The sequence below is a fragment of the Amycolatopsis samaneae genome (genome assembly GCF_039541975.1).
GTDB classification, from domain to species: domain Bacteria; phylum Actinomycetota; class Actinomycetes; order Mycobacteriales; family Pseudonocardiaceae; genus Amycolatopsis; species Amycolatopsis samaneae.
The window spans coordinates 90,718-109,154 of the sequence record NZ_BAABHG010000023.1 but is presented as its reverse complement, the minus strand read 5'-3'; the positions used below and the strand labels follow the sequence as shown (position 1 = coordinate 109,154).

Below are 18,437 nucleotides of genomic sequence, written 5' to 3'. Positions count from 1 at the left end.
CGCCGCGGGCGAGGTGCCGGTCGGCCAGCTCCTCCGGAGTGACTATCGAGACCGACCGCGGTGAGTCTCGGCCGGGATTGGACGCACCGGCGTCGCCCGACCGAGCCGTGCACCGTTGTCCTGATGACTGCTTTTCTCGGGCCTGGATGAGGAGGTCGGGTTGTTGGCAGGGCGCGCACCAACGACCGTACCGCTCTCCGCGCCACTAACCTCAGCCTGGACAGCGGGATGGGCACGTAGTTCGTTCCTCGCGGCAGCGATTCGCTCGCGGGCGGCGGCCCGGACGTGGTGTTGCTCGGCGAAGTGGTTCAGCGCCTTGATGATGCCGTAGAGCAGCAGCACGACGGCGGCCAGCACGAACGGGGCGGGGTCCTTGCACACAGCGGCGAGTCGGGCGGCCTTGATGAGCGCTGGCGCGACGACGCCGGGCTGCCGGTGGGCGCGGGGGCGTTGGGCGGCGCGGGTGAGCTGGTCGTGTACGCGGTGCAGGCGTGCGGGCGGGTTCTCGAAGCGGAGCAGCACGACGGTCACGTCTGCGGTGTACTCGACGGCCTGGTGCCAGCGCGCCGGGTCGGTGGAGTCGGCGAGGGCTTGGTGCAGCTCGGTCTCCGCGTAGGCAAGTTCGCGACGGACCGCCCGCGGGCTGGTGTGCCGAGTTTCCTTGCCGGTCGCGAGGGACTGCTTGCCGGTCCACGCTGACAAGGCGATGTTGTCCCATATGGCGGGTGGCTTCTCCCACCGGGCGCGCAGCCGGGGCAGGGATAGGTCGCGGCGCAGGCTGGACCCGGCCAGCCAGAACGGCTCGGCGCCGTCGCCGCGTTCGAGGGCGACCTTGTATCCGGCGACCTGGCCGCCGGAGATGTGCGGCGCGAACAACACCTTCGCACCATCGACCCGCGCCTGCTCAAGCGCCGCAAGGAATGAGCCCTCGCTGTGTGCCTCGGCTGCGGCGTCGCTGACCACCCGGGTCAGCAGTTCCCGATCGGTGGCGCCCGCGGTCTTGGCGCGTTCGAGTTCGGGACGGGAGGTGGCCTTGCGGCCTTCGCCGGCGGGTGCGGTGCGGGTGATGTCGAGGCGTTCTTCCACGGCGTTGCACCATTCCCGCCAGCGGGGCCAGTCGCGGTAGGTGTTGGCGATCCGGCCGTCGCCGCGGACGAGGTTGACCACCAGGTGCACGTGGTCGTTGCCTTCGGCCGAGAGTCCGTGGTGGACCGCGACCCAGCGGCATCCGCCGGTCCCGTCCGGGTCCGGGCCGAAGCCCATGTGGACGATCGCCTCCTCGACCAGCTCGCGCCAGAGCGTGTCGCCGAAGAACCCGGCCCCGGCGTTGCTGTCGGCGGGCGGGACCGACAGCGCGACGTGGTAGACGTGACCGCCGTCCACGTCGACCTCGTGACCGGTCATCGCCGCGTCGATATCCCGGCCAAGCTTGGCCAGCCCGCCGTGCTGTCCGATCAGCTCGGCGAACACGCCGCCCGCGAGCCATTCCGGGTCCCACGCCGCGATCAGATGCGGATGGGTGTGCTCGTTCGCCGCGCCGGGGCCGAACAGGTATCGCAGCAACCCGGTCGTGTCCGTCCCGCGCTTGCCGTTCTGCGGGGCTTTGGCGATCACGGCTGCGGGCGACGCTCGGGGTCGGACGTGTCGATCGCGTCCAGGATCTCTTCGTGCCGCTGCAACGTGGCGCGGAGGTAGCCGAGCGCACCGGCCAGTCCGGGGTCCAGCTCGCCGGTCGCGTTGGCCACCGCGGCGATCTGGTTGAGGTTGACTCCGATCCGGATCAGCCGTGTCTCGACCACGTCGAGCCGTTCGGCCCACCATCGTTGCTGGCGCAGGCTCCACTGCCCGGCCTCGTCTCGCAGACCCGACTCGATCAGGTACCGCGGCAGGCTCAACCCGGCGGCCTCGGCGCGGCGCTCCAGCCGTCGGTAGGTGGGCTCGATGGTTCTGCAGTTGATCCGCTTGTGCGACCCGCCCGGCACTCGCCGCTGCCGTCGCTGAGCATGATCCGCCATGACGCGTTCCCCCTGAAGCGTCAGCGTGGGCCGCCCCCGCGACCCACCAGTGATCGCGACTCTACGTGACGAAAGGCGGGTGGCGCTACGTGGTGTGCGGCCGGAGGCTGCACACCACGTAGCGTTTGGTCAGGACACCGTCAGGTGTCCTGACCTCTAACTTGCTGGCCCCATCCACGGGGCCAGCAGACGCACGTCCACGCCCGTGCGCGGCTTCGTCACGACACTCGCGAGCATCTCGGACAACTACCCATTGTCACGAGCTCGGTCGAAGGGAGCACCAAGGGCGGGAAGGGAGCCGGGAGGATCTGTGCCGCTCTCTTCGCTTCCTTCGGCGCTCCCTTCGCGCTCGGTCGGCCACCGCCAGATCCAACCACCGTGGTAGCTGGACTTGCACGAGAAGATCTCGTACTCCGTATCCTTCGTTCTCTTCTTGGCTCGTTTGAGGACGTCCCAGCTGAATCCTGCTGCCTCGCCATCGGCCTTTATCTCAGTCGAGGGAGCTCCGCCGCCGTGCTCGTCCAGGTATGCCTGTAGCCACTGGAGGGGCTTGTCCCGGTCCTTGTTCTCACCTTGCGGCACGCGTTGCAGCAGTTCGCGCACCGAGGTCGATGTCTCACCGAGCCACGTGAGGCGGCCGACCTTGGTGGTGCCTCCATCGTCAGATTTGACCTGGACCTCTTCCGCGCTGAACGCCAGGGACGGGGTGCCAGCGACCGAGCGGACGTTGGACTTGATCAGTGACAAGACCATCGTTTCTTCCTCCTCGTCCGCGGCGCAGGCCAGGGCCTGGCGTACAACCTGGCTGTAGGCTCCGGCCCCGCCGATCGCGTCCACGGGGTCGACGCCAAAGGTCGCCTTCTTGAAGTGCCCCACCCCGAGGACCGTGGTCGAGGTCGCGTGCGCCAGCGCCTTGAGCCGTTCCAGCTGCGGCCGGACCGAGGAGTTGTCGTTGAGCTGCCCGACCAGCGACGAGTTCAGGGCATCGAGAACAAACAACGCGGGGTTCCACTTCTCGATCTCCGCCCGGACCGCGTCCAGATCGACGTTGATCAGCAGCGGAGAGCCGTCCCCGACCTCACCGTGAACGACATCGACTAAGTGCACGTAGTCCACGTCCCCGCCGGCCGCCACGAACCGAGCCTTGAACATCGACTCCGAATCCTCCGTGATCGAGTAGAGGACATGCCGCTGTTCGCCCTTGCAGTCCCCATCAAGCTGCCCCCTGGTGAGCTTCGCCGCCAAGTCGACGGCAAGGGTGCTCTTGCCGATCCCGGGCTTGCCGACCAGCAGAGTGACCTCGCCGAGCGGCAGGTAGTCGGTCCACAGGTAGCTCGTGGGCAGAATCTCGACCTCCCGCAAGGACCGCGTCCGCACACGACGGCCCCCTGGCTCGGCCGCAGCCTTCTCCTGAGGTGGCTTACTGAACGCGGTCTCGTCGTCCGCCGTGCGCTCGTTCGGGGGACGGTCGGGGGCGCCTGTCCGAGTAGCGGACTCCTCCAGGTATGCGTCCTGCCAGGGCTGGAGGTCAGCTTCGTCGCTGCGTCCTGCAGGAAACTGAGCGGAAACGGGCTGGCCGGTAGTATTGCTGTTGGCTGAACTAGGGATGTGGGCGGCGGCCCCCGGCATGGGGCCGCCGCCTTCGTACGCTTGAGTCAACGCGCCTCCCTCACGCGCTGGGAGTTCCGTCGACACTCACCGGAGCCACCGGCGTCGCGGCCACCGAGGACCGCAGAAATCCGGGCTCGTTGCCGTTCAGTGAACCTTGGCGCTCGCCGCACGATCTGATCGACGTACTCGTCAAGGATGGCGTCGAGTGGCGTGAATCCGGACGTACGCATGGTCGTCCGGCATCGCGGGTTCGGGCTCTTAAGCGATTGCTTGCGTCCCATCACACACCCCGCGTGGTACGACGCACAGCAGCGAACGTTTCGAGATCGGACGCGGAAATCCGCACCAGTCGTCCTATTCGGACGTACGGGAGTTGCCCGGCTCTGATGGCGCGCCGGACGGTGACCTCGGAGACCGATAGGTGTGCCGCTGCCTCCCGTACGGAGAGGTAGGCGGTTGTCTTGTGTGCCACGGTGTGGCCCTTCCTGAACAGGAAGAGCCGCGGCGAGCTAAGTGAGTGAAGCGCTCCCCCAAGGCGCGCCCAGCCCGGCGCGGCCCTCACTGCGGTCAGCGGTGAGGGACGCGAGACGCCCGGGAGCTCGGGTGACACGCGGCTCGGCTAGCACCAGTTGGCCGGGTGGCCGCGTCACGCGCACTGGTGCAGGAGCGGCCACAAGTCGCGCTGCTGCTTCTCCTGCGGCGAAGCTCGTGCTGATCAGCAGGAACAGCAGGAGTAAGGACAACGATGCGGGGAAAATTCGCCGCGCAGCGACGGCCAGGATCGCGAGGAACTTCACCATCAGCAAGGCTGCCTCGGCGTCCTCTACGATCGCCTCCATCTCGACGTTGCTCATGTAGGCATCGGCCGAAAACAGCCCCGACAGGTCCTTCAGTGTCGCCCGGCGCAAGTGCTCCGGCGACACCCTCAGCAGGTCCTCGTGTGAGGTGAAGGGAAGCGCTTCCATTGCACCCAGCAGCTCTCGACGTTTGCGATGGTTGCCAGCAAGTCGGTCAGCCGCGTCGTCGGCGAACTTGAGGACGGCTTCGAAGCCTCCGAGCAGCCCGCGGGGCAACTGCTCTTTGAACTCGCGCTGTTCACGTTCCGTCAGCGATTCGAGAGCAGCGTTGATCGCTCGCGTCGACTGCCGTATCTCATGGACGCTGTACTCGTTGCGCCGAGCGGCAGGGACTATCAGGTCGACCGGCGACTGTTTCCCCTTGCGCTGACTAGTGCTTCGTGCCCCCATATGACCACTGTAGACAGTTCAGGGATAGCCGTCGACCGACAGGAACGACAGTAAGCACGCGGGTACAGTCAGTCAGTAGCCACGTCGTCGTCACGGAAAGTGATCTTCACGGATTCGGGTTTGAAGCCCGGACCGCCTCGGGACCCATAAACCAGTTCCAACTCGAAGCCCATCGCCGCGAGCAGCACTCGACGCTGCGCTGGTTCGAGAGTGCGCCATCGATTCTCGACGTCTGATCCGACCAGCTCCGCCACCAGTGCTGGCGGCACCCCCGTCACCACCTTCTGGGCGTCCTTCTCCAGTTGCGCGAGCCGGGTCCGGTGCCGAGCGGTCGAGCGGTGGAGCTGCTCACGCGTGATCAGGTTGGCGTCATGGTCGTCCATAAGCTGAAGCAGCATGCCGTCGATGACCCTGATCTCCTCGCGCGCCTGCTTCGCGGCGGAGTCGTCTCGACGGAACAGATCACGTGCGTCCGGTCGCGACAGCCGCTTGATCACCACCCGCTCGACCAAGTCGTCCACCCAAGCCTTGCGCCGACCGGTACACCCGTTGTCCTGACACACATACGTCGGGTGACCACTCTTCCGAACAACCCGGAGCTTCCCTTTGCACTTGCCGCAGCGGGCGATCTCAGGCGCGAACGTGAGGTAGTGCTGGCGTGCGCCGTTCCTACTGGTCCTGCGGGACGGATCGCTCAGGAACGTCCGCAGCTCGATCTGCTGCTCCTCCGACACGATCGCCGGCCACTCTGCCGGAAGCACTTGCTCGTCCTCACGGCCCCGATGATGCACTCTCCGGCCGCAGTTCGCCCACCGCATCGCGATCGCACGCACCGATGAGGTGCTCCACGTGTCGGGCCGCCCGTGCTTGGGTTCCCGACCCGCTGCGACCCGCGGAGGGGCGATCTTCCGCTTGTTCAAGTCCTCCGCGATCCGCGTCAAGCTCTCCTTCGCCAAGGCGCGTTCGACGATCTCCTTCACGATCATGGCCTGCTCGGCATGCAGCACGTCCTTGAAGCTGATCCGCTTGCCGCCGCGCCCGAACTCGTTGATCCGCTCCCACCCGTAGAGCACGTGACCGGACGCCTGCCCGGCCTGCGCGCGCTCCAGGGCCGCTGACGCCACCCGCTCGCTCTTCAGCTCCGACTCCAGCGTGTCGGCCTCGCCGAGTTGCGCGGCGAACGACCGACCCATCGGCGTCGTCAGGTCGAGGTCGGTCCCCTTGACCAATGTGATGGACACTCGTCGGCGCGACAGCAGCTCGATCGCCTCCGCGCGCTCGCGGCGGTTCCTCCACAGTCGCGCCAGCTGATAGGCGACGATTCGATCGATCTTGCCCAGCTCGGCGGCTTCGAGCATCGCCTGGTATTCGGGCCGATACTCACCGTGCAGTGCTGAGATGTCGTTGTCGGCGAACTCCGCCGCGACGGTCCAGCCGCGCGCGCTGACCAGCTCGTTCGCCTCTCGGAGCTGCCGCTCAACGCCCTGCTCAAGGCCAAGGACGTCTTCCGAGATCCGCGCGTAGATCGCTACTCGTTCCCCCATGCCGCTAATCCTACGCGGTGTTGACCGCTGATGCGATACTCTGTTCCCGGGCGGGGTGGGCAAGACGGGCTCCCCCGAGAACTTCAAGTCATTGCTCGACGACGTCGAGACGCGGATCTTCGGTGAGCTTCCGGACGACACGTGGTTCTATCCGGGCCACGGCGACGACTCCACGCTCGGCGAGGAGCGTCCGAAGATCTCGGAGTGGCGCGAACGCGGCTGGTGAACAAACATCATCACGAACGGGGCTTCCTATTACCAGGTGGCCCCGTTTGCCATTAGGGCCGTGGCTATCGGCGTCAATTGATATCGAACTCGTTGCCCTCCGGATCCTTCATCCCGACCGCGTAGTGATCGAGCCCCTCGTTGGCCAGGGCGCCGGTGATGGTGGCGCCGAGGCCGGCCAGCCGGTCGGCCTCGGCGTCGACGCGCCGCCGACGAGTCTCGATCGGGTCGGTCCGCGCGCCGCTGGCGTGGATGTCGAAATGCAGCCGGTTCTTGACGACCTTGGGGTCCTGGACCGAGTTGAACCAGATACTCGGGCCGTTGCCTTCCGGGTCGCTGATCCGGTCCGCGCCGTCGCCCAGGTCCTCTTCGGGTATCCCGAGGTCGCGGTAGTAGTCTTTCCAGGTGGCGAAGCCGGTCGGCGGCGGCGCAAGCTGATATCCCAGCGCGACGGCCCAGAACCGGGCCAGGCGGTCCGGATCGGCGCAGTCGATCACTACCTGGAAGCGGACAGGCATCGGGGTTCCTTTCGCTGGGCGCGTCGGCCATCCTGCCAGGTGGCTCGCGGAGTCAGCGCCACTTTGGGTTTTCGCAAACCAACGGCTGATGATCCGCCGTGCGATCAACGGCACCGCCGACAACCATCTCAGCGAGGGAAGCACCGAAGATGCCTGAAAGCCCAGACCGCATTCACCGAACAGTTTGAACGGTCCGAAAACCTAGTTCAACCAGACCAGCAAACAAGGGCACAACCGCTCAGACAGCGATGACTTCGACGATGTTGCCCAGGCCTTTGAAGTCGTCGGCGTTGCAGGCGTAGAGCGGCAGCTCTCGCGAGGAGGCGATGGCAGCACCGAGCTTTTTCGGTACGCCGCACATACGACGGCGTCCTTTGCCGTCGCCACACCCTGATGCAGCTCAGCCACTGCGACTGCGGTGAGCTGTCGAAGTAAGTACAGGTGTCGAGCACACCTGACTCACTACGCTCAGTCACGAGGCTACTCCCACCTGGCGTCAGAGTCCACGCGATCTTCGGTCCCGAAGTGCTCATCAGCTTCCCGCCGCATCTGAGCAGCCTCAACCGCGGGCAACCTTCGATGTCGTTCCACCAACTCCTCAGCAGCAAGGCGACGCCTACGCGGTATCGGCCGCAACTCGGCTACCTCGACACCGTTGCGAGTGACGTGGTAGGTCTCGCCTGCTTCGACGGCGTCCATGACGGCAGCGGAGTTGGTGCGGAACTCCCGCTGAGTGATCACCTTCACGAAGGCAGCGTAGAGCCACAGGTAACTCACCGAGCTACATCCGCCTGTCCGCCACGCCTGGCGACGCGGGAACTCTCAACCCATCGGCGACAGGTCAAATATGTGGCGACAGGCTGTAGCCCGCTGAACATGCGGGCGCGCGGCCCAGGTTCGTCAGCGGCGCGGTGCGCGTCGGAGAGCCCACGTCGTCGGGCCGCCGTCCGGCAGCTCGACCTCGGCGGTCACCTCGAACCCGAGCTTGCGGTAGAACGCGACATTCCCGGCCTCGGAGGTCTCCAGGAACGCCGGCACGCCGGCGGCGTCGGCGGCCGCGAGTCCGGGCTCGACGATCGCGCGCCCCAACCCCTTGCCCTGGTGCGCGGGATGAACGCCGACCGTGGCGAGGAACCACACCGGCTCGGTGGGCCGATGCGGGGTCAACGCCTTCTCGGCGGACGTCGCGGCGAAGGCCCGGTCCCCCGCCAGTGCGGGCATCAGTCCGGCCAGGTCGGCGAAGGCCGCACCGGCGCCGGTCGACTCCGGAGTGGTCCAGACCGCGGCGGCGACCACGTCTGCCGGGCCGTTCGCCACCCACACCCGGCCGTGCGGGAGCCCGATGCGCTCGACGAACAACCGCTGAAGATCCCGTACCCGGCGGACATGGTCATCGGCCGAGATGGTGTGCCTCGTCCACGCGTAGTCGGAGAACGCGGCGGCCAGTGTGTCCGCGACACCGTCGGTATCACCGGGGTCACCCGGGCGGATTCGATTGCCGGTCATCGGACGCGATGCTACCGATTCGTGCCCATGGCCGGACGTCCGGCTCAGCCGAAGGCGGCGAGGACGGCGTCACTGACCTCGGCCAGATGGCGCGACCCCTCCCCGCTGCTCGGCAGCCGGTTCGTCAGGTAGGCCAGCACGAGCTGACGCTCCGGATCCGCCCAGCCGAGGCAACAGTGCGAACCGTTGTGCCCGAACGTGTTCCACCCGCTGCGACGCCCCATCGGATGCGCGCGGGCGGAGCCGGCGCCACCGAGCTGGAAGGCCTGGGACCATCGGATGGGCAACCGCAGCACCCGGTCGACCTCGCCCTCGGCCGACGGCCGACGCGCCTCCGCGACGGTGGCCGGAGCGAAAACACGGACGCCGCCGAGTTCGCCGCCGGAGAGCAACAGCTGGTAGAAGCGGGCCAGATCGCGAGCGGTGCTGGACATCGTCGCGGCCGGGATGACGGCTTCGCGGACCGAGCGGCGGTTGAACACCAGGCCACGCAGTCTCCCGTCGAAGCCACGCGAAGCCACCGGAATGTGTTGCGCCCACAAGGAAGGCGGGGTACCGAGATAGGTGTCGGCCAGCCCGAGCGGGTCCAGCAGTTCCGCACGCATGAACTCGCCCACTTCGGTCCCGGTGACGCGGCGAACCAGTTCGCCGAGCAGGAATCCGTAGCTCAGGACGTGATAAGCGGGCACCTCCCCCGGCCGCCACGCCGGGCGCGCGCGTTCGAGGGACCGGACCGAGCGGCGCCAGTTCGTCGCGACCAGCGCGTCCCCGTGGACGCTGCGGGCGAACGGAACGCCCGACCGGTGCCGCAACACCTGGCGGATCGTGACCGCGTCTTTGCCACGTTGCCCGAACTCGGGCCAGTAGCGCGCCATCGGATCGTCCAGCGCGAGCAGTCCCCGCTCGGCGAGCAGGTGGACGAGCATGGCCACGAACGGCTTACCCGCGGAGAAAAGCAGAAAGGGCGTGTCCGCGGCACAGCCGACCGAGCGATCGAGAACGACTTCGCCCTTGTGCAGCACGCAGAGCTGAGCCACCGCCCCGCGCGTACAGACGCGATCAAGGATCACCCGGGTCGAGACACTCGTCGGCTCGGGCGGCAATCCCGCTTCGCCCGCCACGGCGCTCAGTCGTCGGCGGGGGTGCAGACGACGCAGTCGCCGTCGCCGATGGTCTCCTGGAGCACCGCGCGATGTGTCGGCTTGGCTTCCTGGTAGCGCTGCGCGCCCGCCTCGGTGAGGGTCACGAAGATCCCCCGGCGGTCCATCTCGCACAGCGCCCGCTGCACGAGCCCTTCGCGTTCGAGCCGCGCCACGAGCCGGGAAGTCGCGCTCTGGCTGAGGTGCACGGCCTCGGTCAGGTCCGCGGACCGGCACTTGTGGTCACAGGTGGCGAGGCGTTCGAGCGCTTCGAACTCACTGACCCCGATGCCATGGCGCTCCTGGAGCGCGACCTCAAGGGCGTTACACACGGCGGCGTGGCGGGCCAGCAGCCCGTGCCACTGCTGCACCAAGCCTCGTTCGACGACATCGCTCACGACGTGAAGATAGCATGCAGGTTAATGTGATGCAAACACATTAAATGTGTTGTCATTAGATGCGTGCGCATGTAGTGTCCGGATCATGAGTTCTTCCGCGCACCTGTCCACCTCTTCGACGCGGTGGGACGCACGTCTCTGGGGTGTCCTGCTCACCGTCTCCACCGTCGTCGGTCTCGACGCGCTCGACGTCTCGATGGTCGGCGTCGCGCTGCCCTCGATCCGGGCCGACCTCGGCCTTTCCACCAGCGCGCTGCAATGGGTCGTCAGCGGCTACGTCCTCGGCTACGGCGGGCTTCTGCTCCTCGGCGGGCGCACCGCCGACCTGCTCGGCAGGCGCAAGGTCTTCCTGGTGGCCGTTGCCGTCTTCGCGGTCGCGTCGCTGCTCGGCGGCGTGGTCGACGACGGCGCGCTGCTGATCGCGAGCCGGTTCATCAAGGGCCTGGCCGCGGCCTTCACCGCGCCTGCCGCACTGTCCATCATCACCACGACCTTCCAGGAAGGCCCGGCCCGCAACCGCGCGATCAGCATCTTCGCGGTGTTCGGCGCCAGCGGTTACTCGGCAGGGCTCGTCTTCTCCGGGCTGCTGACCGAGGTCGGCTGGCGGTGGACGTTCCTGCTCCCGGTGCCGATCGCGCTCGCGGCACTCGCCGCCGCGATCAAGGTGATCCCGGCCTACGAGCGGGACGCTTCCGGCGGGGGCTACGACTTCCCGGGTGCCATCACCGGGGCCGCCGGTTCGCTGCTGCTGGTGTTCACCGTGGTCGAGGCGCCCGAGGTCGGCTGGGCCGCCCCGCGCACGTTGATCGGCTTCGCCGTCGCGGCCGCCTTGATCATCACATTCGTCCTCATCGAGAAGCGCAGCAAGCACCCGCTGCTGCGGCTCGGCATCTTCCGTTCCGGCCCGCTGGCCAGGGCCAACATCGGTGCCGCGTTGTTCTTCGGCGCCTACATCGGGTTCCAGTTCGTCGTGATGCTCTACCTGCAGTCGGTGATGGGCTGGTCCGCGCTGCAGACCGCGCTCGGCTTCCTGCCCGCGGCGGTGATCGTGGCGTTCGGCTCGCCGAGGATCGAGCCGCTGATCGACCGGATCGGCACCCCGGTCACGATCTTCGCCGGTGTGGTCGCGCACGTCCTCGCCTACGTGCTGTTCCTCCGTGTCGACGAGCACTCCGGCTACGCGGGTTCGGTCATGCCGAGCATGATCCTGCTGGGCATCGGCTTCACGCTGGCGTTCTCCTCACTGAACATCCAGGCGACGGCGGGGATCTCCGACGACGAGCAGGGGCTCGCCGGCGGCCTGCTCAACACCTCGCTGCAGGTCGGCGGCGCGATCGGGCTCGCGGTGGTCACCGCGGTCCTCACCGCCAACGGCGGCGCCGAAGCCTCCGCCTCGGCGCTGCTCACCGGCCTGACCCCGGCGCTCACCGTGGTCACCGGCATCGCCGTGCTCGGCCTGCTGGTCGCGGCGTCCGGCGTCATCCGGCGGCGGCGCGGCGAAGCACCTTCGGCGGAGCGTGAGTTCGCGCTCGCGGCCGAGTAGATCCATTCACCCCAGGTGGCCTGTCGCTCCCGGAGCGGCAGGCCACTTTCTTGTGCTCTGTTCGGGCGAAACCCCTTGGCCTTCACCTCGACGGCCGGGAAGTATCGGCGATTCCGGACTTGGGGAGGGACGGATACCGATGTCGTGGAAAAGCCAACCACGCGGCCCGGACGGCCGATGGATCAAGAAGGGCACACTCGCCGCCGCGGCCACCGCGGGCGTGGTCGTCGCGGGAGCCGCCGGCGGCATCGGCGGCGGAGGTGCCGCTTCGTCGGTCGGCCAGGGCGCGCGATCGGTTACCTCCCAGGCGAAAACGTCCAGTAAGGACTCCGCGCGCAAAGGACAGCGGGACACCGCCTGGCGGCGCATGGGGCTCAAGATCGCCCGGAAGGCGGCCGAATCGGAACTGCGGTGCGCGAGCCGGTCGTTCGGTCAGGCACAGCAGTTCTTCCTGCGCACCCCGTGCCGCAAGCTCGACCGGTTGCTGCTGGCGCTCGGCCTCGCCGAAATCCGCTTCACCGGCCGGTACTACGACTCGCACCGGGAGGGGACCTTGGTCGTCAACGCCGAGGCCACGCCGATCGGCGGGCGCCCCGGCGAAGAGTTCCTGCGCGACGTCGCCGATGTCGCCGACGAGTTCCCGCCGCCGTAGCACGAAGACGGACGTCCTAGACGGCCGGTTCGAGCAGGACGAGCGGGATCTCGCGGTCGGTCTTCGTCTGGTAGTTCGCGTAGTTCCGGTAGGAAGCGGTGATATTCGGCCACAGCCGCTGCCGCTCCTCCGGTGTCGCCACCCTGGCGCGCATCGGCCGCCGCGGCTCCTTCTCGAAGGCGACCTCGACCTCGGGATTGGCCTGGAGGTTGAGGAACCACGCGGGATGGTGGTCGTCCCCGCCACGCGAGGCGACGACGACCACCGCGTCACCGTCCCGCAGCGGGGACGTGAGCAGCACGGAGCGGGACTGGCCGGACTTGCGCCCGACGGTCGTCAGCTCCAGCACCGGCATGTTCGCCACCCGCCAGCCCGCCCGGCCGCCCGTGATCTTGAGCAGGCCGCGGTGGACGGCGTTCATGGTCTTCAAAGCGAAGTCACTGGGCATGCCCGCAACGTAGCCTCATGACCACGCCACGTCGAGTACGCCCACGCGGCCGGGTCAGCCCTGCCGTTCGTGGGGCAGCTTCTCCCCCGCCTCCACGGCGAACGGCAGCCGGTTGCCCTCCGGCGGCAGCGGACACGTCGCGAAGTCGGTGAAGGCGCACGGCAGGTTGCGGGCGCGGGTGAAGTCGAGGACGACGGACCCGTCCGCCGCCGGAGCCTCCACGGCGAGCGACCGGTTCGCCGCGTAGGTGGTCACCCCGCTCGTGGCGTCGGTGAACAGAATGCTCAGCCCGCCGTCGTGGCCGTTGAACGCGGTCAGCGTGTGTTCGGTGCCCTCATGGGCGAAACGCACCACGCCGGGCGCGGTGTAGACGTGGCTGAGCCCTTCGACGACGGCTCCCACGGTCGTCGGGCGCGGCGCGTCGAAGGCTTCGAAGCGACCCTGGAGCACCCAGGACGGGTCGGGCTCGTACGCGGGGACGCCCCGGAAGTCCCGCAGTACCGGCGCCTTCGGGTCGTGCACCCGGATCAGGTAGCCGGAGCGGCGCGCGACCTCGACTTCGACGTCGCCGGTCCGCACGCGGGTGCCGGCGCCACTGTTCACCAGTTCGAACCGCCGCACGCCGACGACCGGCTCGCCCTCGTGGGAGAACTCCGCGCCCTTCGGGTCGAGGTAGGCGGCGTCCTCGTCCTGCCACCACCGGCCGGGCAGGCCGGGATATTCGCGAGGCTCGTCCTCCAGCCAGTCGAGCGAAACCAGTGCCAGCCAGCCGTAGGGCTCGGCGAGCTCCCGCTCGCGCTGTTCCCGCCAGTCCCGCCACTGCTGGACGAACTCCCCGGATCGCACACTCGTGCTCATCGCCTGTCCCTTCCCGGATCTCACCGACGCCGGTGCCAACCGCGCGCCGCGGCCGGTATTCCGCGTCCCACCATGCGGTCGCCCGTGCCTCGCGGGCCGCGCGATCGGCACCCGGCGGCCCGTTGGGTAGGGTCGCCGGGTGGTGGACAAGGAGGCCGTCGTCGAGATCTACACCGACGGCGCGTGCAGCGGGAACCCCGGGCCGGGCGGCTGGGGCGCCGTGCTGCGTTACGGCAGGCACGAGAAGGACCTCTACGGCGCCGAACCCGGCACCACCACGAACAACCGGATGGAACTCATGGCGCCCATCCGCGCGCTGGAAACCCTCACGCGCCCGTCGGTCGTCCGGGTCTTCACCGACAGCACCTACGTCCGCAACGGCGTCACCCAGTGGATGGACCGCTGGAAGGGCAACGGCTGGCTCACCCAGGCGAAGCAACCGGTGAAGAACGCCGACCTGTGGCAGCGGCTCGACGCGGCGGCCGCCCCGCACGAGGTGGAATGGCGCTGGGTCAAGGGACACGCCGGGCTGCCCGAGAACGAGCGCGCCGACCGGCTCGCCGTCCGCGGGGCGCGGGAAGCGGCCGGGAACGTCGCCGCCCGCGGTTAGCCGAGGCAAGGCGATCGTCACGATCGTGTGGCGGGAACGCACGGGAAGATCCACGTGGCGTTGCGAAACGATCACAGCACTGGGCCGTTCGGGGGAATTGCCTCGAACGGCCGTTTGACGTCCTCCTCTCGACAGGAATCATCAACTCTACGAGGTCATCCGAGGACGGAGAGTGACATGGCGGATCCTGAATTCTTCCTCGGCCCGGACGGGAAGCTGCACCCCGTCACCCCCAAGAAGACCGGCGGCGTGGCAGCCGTGGCCGCGATGGCACTCGGCGCCGTGGTCGCTGTGAGCGGCACGTCCCTCGAAAACACGGCCACGTCCTCGGACACGGGCGGTGGTTCCGGCGGTGGCGGCAAGGCGTCCGGTGAAGAGTCCGCGCGCGCGGAGCATCCCGCGGAAGCCCTGCGCTTCCTGGGACTCACGACGGTCAGCACGCTCGGCAGCCGCCGCGAACCCACGTGTGTGCCACACACCTCGGGCCAGCTCCGGCAGTTCCTGCAGCGCCATCCGTGCGCCTCGCTGTCGCGGATGTCGCTCACCGCGGGGGACGGCGCGGGCACCACGATCGCGATCACGGTCGCCTGGATCCACATGCCCAGGCCGGAGCAGGCGGCCGAACTCGAGACCCGCACCGGCGACGTCGAGCCATTGCCCGGTGGCGTGCACACCGGCGAGCATCGGCAGTCGCGAAAGGACGGTGCGACCGCCGTGGTGGCCGAGGCCGTCGCGACGAGCGGGAACCCGGACGCGCGGACCCTCGACGGCGTGGCGGGCGCGGCGGTCCGGTTCCGGGCGCCCTGAGCCGCCTGACACAATCCGGGCGTGCCCGAAACTCCGTGCCCCTGCGGCCTCGGCGAGCCGTACGACGCCTGCTGCGGCCGTTACCACCGGGGCGAGCAGCACGCCCCGACCGCCGAACTGCTGATGCGCTCGCGATACAGCGCCTTCGCCGTCGGGGACGCGGGGTACCTGCTGCGGACCTGGCACTCCTCGACCCGGCCCGCCCGGCTGGACCTCGACCCCGGCCGGCGGTGGGTCCGGCTGGAGATCCTCGGGCACACCGGCGGCGGTCTCCTGCAGGCCGAGGGCACGGTCGAGTTCCGGGCGCACTCCCGGCACGACGGGCAGCGCGACATCCTGCACGAGCACAGCCGTTTCGTCCGCGAAGACGGGCAGTGGCGATACCTCGACGCGAACGCCTGACCGCGGCCGGGGAGCATTCGGGCGAAACGTGACAACCGGGGACTGTTCCCCCGGTGATCGGGCGGCTACCATCACCCTCGATTGTTAGGGACCTTTACTAACGATCGCTGTTCGACCCGTCCTTTCCCGATCCCGCCGCCGTGTGCCCAACGAGGAGGCGCGCCTTGAGCCATCGGCACGCAAGATTCCGGATTCCGTTACGCCTGCTGGCCGTGACGACACTCGCCGTCGCGGTGGGCGGTGCCACCGTCCCGGCGGCCGCCGGCCAGGAACCCGCCCGCGCGGCGGTGCCGGTCGGTGCCGCGGCGGGAACCGCGACCCCGCTCCCCGGCTATCTCATCCAGACCTCCGCGCAGGTCGGCGACGACGCGGCGGTTTCGAAGCCCGGATTCCCGACCACGGGCTGGTATCCGGTCGAGAGCCGCAGCACGGTCTTCGCGGGCCTGCTGCGCAACGGCAAGTACTCCGACCCGTTCTATTCCACCAACATGAAGAACGTGCCGAAGTTGGACTTCGCCGTTCCGTGGTGGTACCGCACGGACCTCAAGCTCGACGACACCTCGTCGCGCACCTACCTGGACTTCAGCGGCGTGCTGTCCAAGGCGGACGTCTGGGTCAACGGCACGCGGGTCGCGACGAAGGACCAGGTCAACGGCGCCTACACCCGGCACGACCTGGACATCACCGACCAGGTGCGCACCGGCGTCAACAGCGTCGCGTTCAAGGTCTATCCCAACGATCCGAACAAGGATCTGTCGATGGGCTGGATCGACTGGGCACAGACCCCACCGGACCAGAACATGGGCATCGTGCGTGACGTCCTGGTCCGTCGCGGCGGGCCGGTCGCGCTGCGCGGCGGGCACGTCGTCACGAACCTCGCGCTCCCCGGTCTGAAGCACGCCGACCTCACCGTGAAGGCCGACGTCCGCAACGACTCGGCGAACGCGGTGCGGGCGACCGTCTCCGGGACCGTCGCCGGACGGCCGATCAGCCAGACCGTTTCCCTGGCGGCCAAGGAAAAGAAGACCGTCACCTTCCCGGTGGTCGGGATCGACGACCCGAAGGTGTGGTGGCCGGCCGGGATGGGCGAGCAGCCGCTCCACGACCTCGTCCTGACCGCGGACGTGTCCGGGTCCACTTCGGACACGTCGCGTTCACGGTTCGGGATCCGGGACGTCAAGGCGCCGCTGAACTCCAGCGGCGGGCGGCAGTACTCGATCAACGGACGCCCGCTGCTGATCCGCGGCGGTGGCTGGTCACCGGACCTGTTCCTGCGCTGGGACGTGCGGAACGTGGCAGACAAACTGGCCTACGTCAAGGATCTCGGGCTCAACACCGTCCGGCTGGAGGGCCACATCGAGCCGGACGAGTTCTTCGACCTCGCCGACTCCATGGGCATCCTGACCATGCCGGGCTGGGAATGCTGCGACAAATGGGAGGGCCAGGTCAACGGCGACGAGCCGGGTGAGAAGTGGACCGCGGCCGACTACCCGATCGCCAAGGCCTCGATGACCGGGGAGGCCGAGCGGCTGCGGAACCACCCGAGCGTCGTCTCCTTCCACATCGGCAGCGACTTCGCGCCGGACGCCAAGATCGAGAAGAACTACCTCGACGCGCTCAAGGACGCGGACTGGCCGGCCCCGGTCGTCCCGTCGGCGAAGACGAACTCGTCCCCGCAGCTGGGCAGGTCCGGGATGAAGATGAACGGCCCGTACGACTGGATCCCGCCGAACTACTGGTACGACAAGGCGCACTCGAACGCGGGCGGCGCGTGGAACTTCAACTCCGAGACCAGTGCCGGGCCGGACATCCCGACGATGGACACGCTCAAGCGGATGATGACCTCCGGTGAGCTGGAGACGTTGTGGAAGAACCCGTCCGCGCCGCAGTACCACCGATCCTCGTCCTCGACGTTCGGGAACCTGAAGCTGTACGGTGACGCGCTTTCCGGCCGGTACGGCTCACCGGCGGACCTCCCCGACTACGTCCGCAAGGCGCAGCTGGCGCAGTACGAGAACGTGCGGGCGGAGTTCGAGTCGCACGCGCGGAACTACACCGACAGCTCGAACCCGTCCACCGGGCTGATCTACTGGATGCTCAACAGCCCGTGGACCTCGCTGCACTGGCAGCTGTTCGACGCCTACCTCGACCAGAACGGCGCGTACTACGGGGCGAAGAAGGCGAACGAGCCACTGCACATCCAGTACTCGTACGACTCGAAGTCGGTCGTCGTGGTCAACTCGACCCCCGCCGCGGCGAAGGGCCTGACCGCCAGGGCACAGCTGTTCGACCTCGACGGCACGGAGAAGTTCAGCCAGACCAAGGCCGGGCTCTCCGTCGGCGGGGACGGCGCCAAGGCCACCGCGCTGACCATCCCCTCGGTGAGCGGGCTGTCCACGACGTACCTGGCGAAGCTGGTGCTCACCGACGCCGCGGGCAAGGAGGTCAGCCGCAACGTGTACTGGCTGTCCACCAAGCCCGACACGCTGGACTGGGCGAAGACCGACTGGTACTACACGCCGACGAAGAGCTACGCGGACCTGTCCGGGCTGAACAAGCTCGGCAAGGCGACGGTGGACGTCACCGCGAAGTCGGCCGAGGGCACCGACGGCACCACGACCACGACGGTGACGTTGAAGAACACCACGGGCGGCAGGCTCCCGGCGTTCTATGTGGACAGTCACGTGGTGGACGCGAACGGCAAGCCGGTGCTGCCGGTCCGGTGGAACGACAACGCGGTCAGCCTGTGGCCGGGTGAGTCGACGACGCTGACGGCGACCTACCGGACCGCGGACCTCGGCGGTTCCGCGCCGTCGGTCCGCGTCTCCGGCTGGAACACCGGCACGCAAACCATCCCCGCGCGGTAGGTGACCGAAGGTCCGTGGGGGCCTCCTTGAGGGACTCTAGGTCCCTC

Annotated in this window: 20 protein-coding genes and 1 pseudogene; 7 read left to right on the top strand and 14 right to left on the bottom strand. The window is 68.3% G+C overall.

Features of this window, described 5'->3' with window-relative positions:
• Positions 1-42: 42 nt before the first annotated feature.
• From ABD987_RS41055 to ABD987_RS41035, 6 genes are all read right to left on the bottom strand, one after another.
• Positions 43-1,614: a relaxase/mobilization nuclease domain-containing protein gene (locus ABD987_RS41055; RefSeq protein WP_345407736.1), complete on the bottom strand. Its 1,572-nt coding sequence runs from the start codon at positions 1,612-1,614 to the stop codon at positions 43-45.
• Positions 1,611-2,015 carry a plasmid mobilization relaxosome protein MobC gene (mobC, locus tag ABD987_RS41050; RefSeq protein WP_345407734.1) on the bottom strand — a complete coding sequence of 135 codons (405 nt, stop codon included), beginning with the start codon at positions 2,013-2,015 and terminating at the stop codon, positions 1,611-1,613. The genes ABD987_RS41055 and mobC overlap by 4 nt, the downstream gene beginning before the upstream one ends.
• 246 nt (positions 2,016-2,261) lie before the next feature.
• Positions 2,262-3,377, bottom strand: coding sequence for an AAA family ATPase (locus ABD987_RS41045; protein WP_345407732.1), 1,116 nt, complete (start codon positions 3,375-3,377; stop codon positions 2,262-2,264).
• A 529-nt stretch (positions 3,378-3,906) separates the two neighbouring features.
• Entirely contained in the window at positions 3,907-4,098 is a 192-nt protein-coding gene (locus ABD987_RS44685) for a helix-turn-helix domain-containing protein (protein WP_378273139.1), read from the bottom strand.
• 37 nt (positions 4,099-4,135) lie between these two features.
• Positions 4,136-4,873: a hypothetical protein gene (locus tag ABD987_RS41040; protein WP_345407730.1), complete on the bottom strand. Its 738-nt coding sequence runs from the start codon at positions 4,871-4,873 to the stop codon at positions 4,136-4,138.
• A 68-nt stretch (positions 4,874-4,941) separates the two neighbouring features.
• Complete coding sequence (locus ABD987_RS41035) at positions 4,942-6,417, bottom strand: recombinase family protein (protein WP_345407728.1); 1,476 nt, start codon at positions 6,415-6,417, stop codon at positions 4,942-4,944.
• A gap of 34 nt (positions 6,418-6,451) precedes the next feature.
• Between ABD987_RS41035 and ABD987_RS41030 the strand changes: the two are divergent.
• Positions 6,452-6,643: pseudogene (locus ABD987_RS41030) on the top strand (MBL fold metallo-hydrolase); the annotation flags it as partial.
• A 73-nt stretch (positions 6,644-6,716) separates the two neighbouring features.
• Here the strand turns inward: ABD987_RS41030 and ABD987_RS41025 are convergent.
• The 6 genes from ABD987_RS41025 to ABD987_RS41000 form a co-directional block, all read right to left on the bottom strand.
• Complete coding sequence (locus tag ABD987_RS41025) at positions 6,717-7,160, bottom strand: VOC family protein (protein WP_345407726.1); 444 nt, start codon at positions 7,158-7,160, stop codon at positions 6,717-6,719.
• 238 nt (positions 7,161-7,398) lie between these two features.
• A complete protein-coding gene (locus ABD987_RS41020; RefSeq protein ID WP_345407724.1) occupies positions 7,399-7,521 on the bottom strand; it encodes a PIN domain-containing protein in 123 nt (40 codons plus the stop codon).
• A gap of 119 nt (positions 7,522-7,640) precedes the next feature.
• Positions 7,641-7,901 (bottom strand): type II toxin-antitoxin system Phd/YefM family antitoxin, encoded by a 261-nt coding sequence (locus ABD987_RS41015; protein WP_345407797.1) that lies wholly within the window; start codon positions 7,899-7,901, stop codon positions 7,641-7,643.
• 159 nt (positions 7,902-8,060) lie between these two features.
• A complete protein-coding gene (locus tag ABD987_RS41010; protein ID WP_345407722.1) occupies positions 8,061-8,666 on the bottom strand; it encodes a GNAT family N-acetyltransferase in 606 nt (201 codons plus the stop codon).
• 44 nt (positions 8,667-8,710) lie between these two features.
• Positions 8,711-9,703 carry a serine hydrolase domain-containing protein gene (locus tag ABD987_RS41005; protein WP_345407720.1) on the bottom strand — a complete coding sequence of 331 codons (993 nt, stop codon included), beginning with the start codon at positions 9,701-9,703 and terminating at the stop codon, positions 8,711-8,713.
• An 89-nt stretch (positions 9,704-9,792) separates the two neighbouring features.
• Complete coding sequence (locus ABD987_RS41000) at positions 9,793-10,203, bottom strand: MarR family winged helix-turn-helix transcriptional regulator (protein WP_345407718.1); 411 nt, start codon at positions 10,201-10,203, stop codon at positions 9,793-9,795.
• An 85-nt stretch (positions 10,204-10,288) separates the two neighbouring features.
• On the opposite strand from ABD987_RS41000, the gene ABD987_RS40995 reads away from it, so the two are divergent.
• Both ABD987_RS40995 and ABD987_RS40990 read left to right on the top strand, forming a co-directional pair.
• Positions 10,289-11,746: an MFS transporter gene (locus ABD987_RS40995; RefSeq protein ID WP_345407716.1), complete on the top strand. Its 1,458-nt coding sequence runs from the start codon at positions 10,289-10,291 to the stop codon at positions 11,744-11,746.
• Between the two features lie 139 nt (positions 11,747-11,885).
• Positions 11,886-12,398 (top strand): hypothetical protein, encoded by a 513-nt coding sequence (locus tag ABD987_RS40990; protein ID WP_345407715.1) that lies wholly within the window; start codon positions 11,886-11,888, stop codon positions 12,396-12,398.
• Positions 12,399-12,414: 16 nt separating this feature from the next.
• On the opposite strand, the gene ABD987_RS40985 is transcribed toward ABD987_RS40990, so the two are convergent.
• Both ABD987_RS40985 and ABD987_RS40980 read right to left on the bottom strand, forming a co-directional pair.
• A complete protein-coding gene (locus ABD987_RS40985) occupies positions 12,415-12,846 on the bottom strand; it encodes a nitroreductase/quinone reductase family protein (RefSeq protein ID WP_345407713.1) in 432 nt (143 codons plus the stop codon).
• A gap of 54 nt (positions 12,847-12,900) precedes the next feature.
• Positions 12,901-13,704: a DUF1684 domain-containing protein gene (locus ABD987_RS40980; protein WP_345407711.1), complete on the bottom strand. Its 804-nt coding sequence runs from the start codon at positions 13,702-13,704 to the stop codon at positions 12,901-12,903.
• A 139-nt stretch (positions 13,705-13,843) separates the two neighbouring features.
• Here ABD987_RS40980 and rnhA point away from each other — a divergent pair, with 139 nt between their 5' ends.
• The 4 genes from rnhA (at position 13,844) to ABD987_RS40960 (ending at position 18,390) form a co-directional block, all read left to right on the top strand.
• Positions 13,844-14,314 (top strand): ribonuclease HI, encoded by a 471-nt coding sequence (rnhA, locus tag ABD987_RS40975; protein WP_345407709.1) that lies wholly within the window; start codon positions 13,844-13,846, stop codon positions 14,312-14,314.
• Positions 14,315-14,491: 177 nt separating this feature from the next.
• Positions 14,492-15,121, top strand: a complete 630-nt coding sequence (locus tag ABD987_RS40970) for a hypothetical protein (protein ID WP_345407707.1) — start codon at positions 14,492-14,494, stop codon at positions 15,119-15,121.
• A 21-nt stretch (positions 15,122-15,142) separates the two neighbouring features.
• A complete protein-coding gene (locus ABD987_RS40965; protein ID WP_345407705.1) occupies positions 15,143-15,523 on the top strand; it encodes a YchJ family protein in 381 nt (126 codons plus the stop codon).
• A 164-nt stretch (positions 15,524-15,687) separates the two neighbouring features.
• Positions 15,688-18,390 carry a glycoside hydrolase family 2 protein gene (locus ABD987_RS40960; protein ID WP_345407703.1) on the top strand — a complete coding sequence of 901 codons (2,703 nt, stop codon included), beginning with the start codon at positions 15,688-15,690 and terminating at the stop codon, positions 18,388-18,390.
• Positions 18,391-18,437 lie beyond the last annotated feature (47 nt).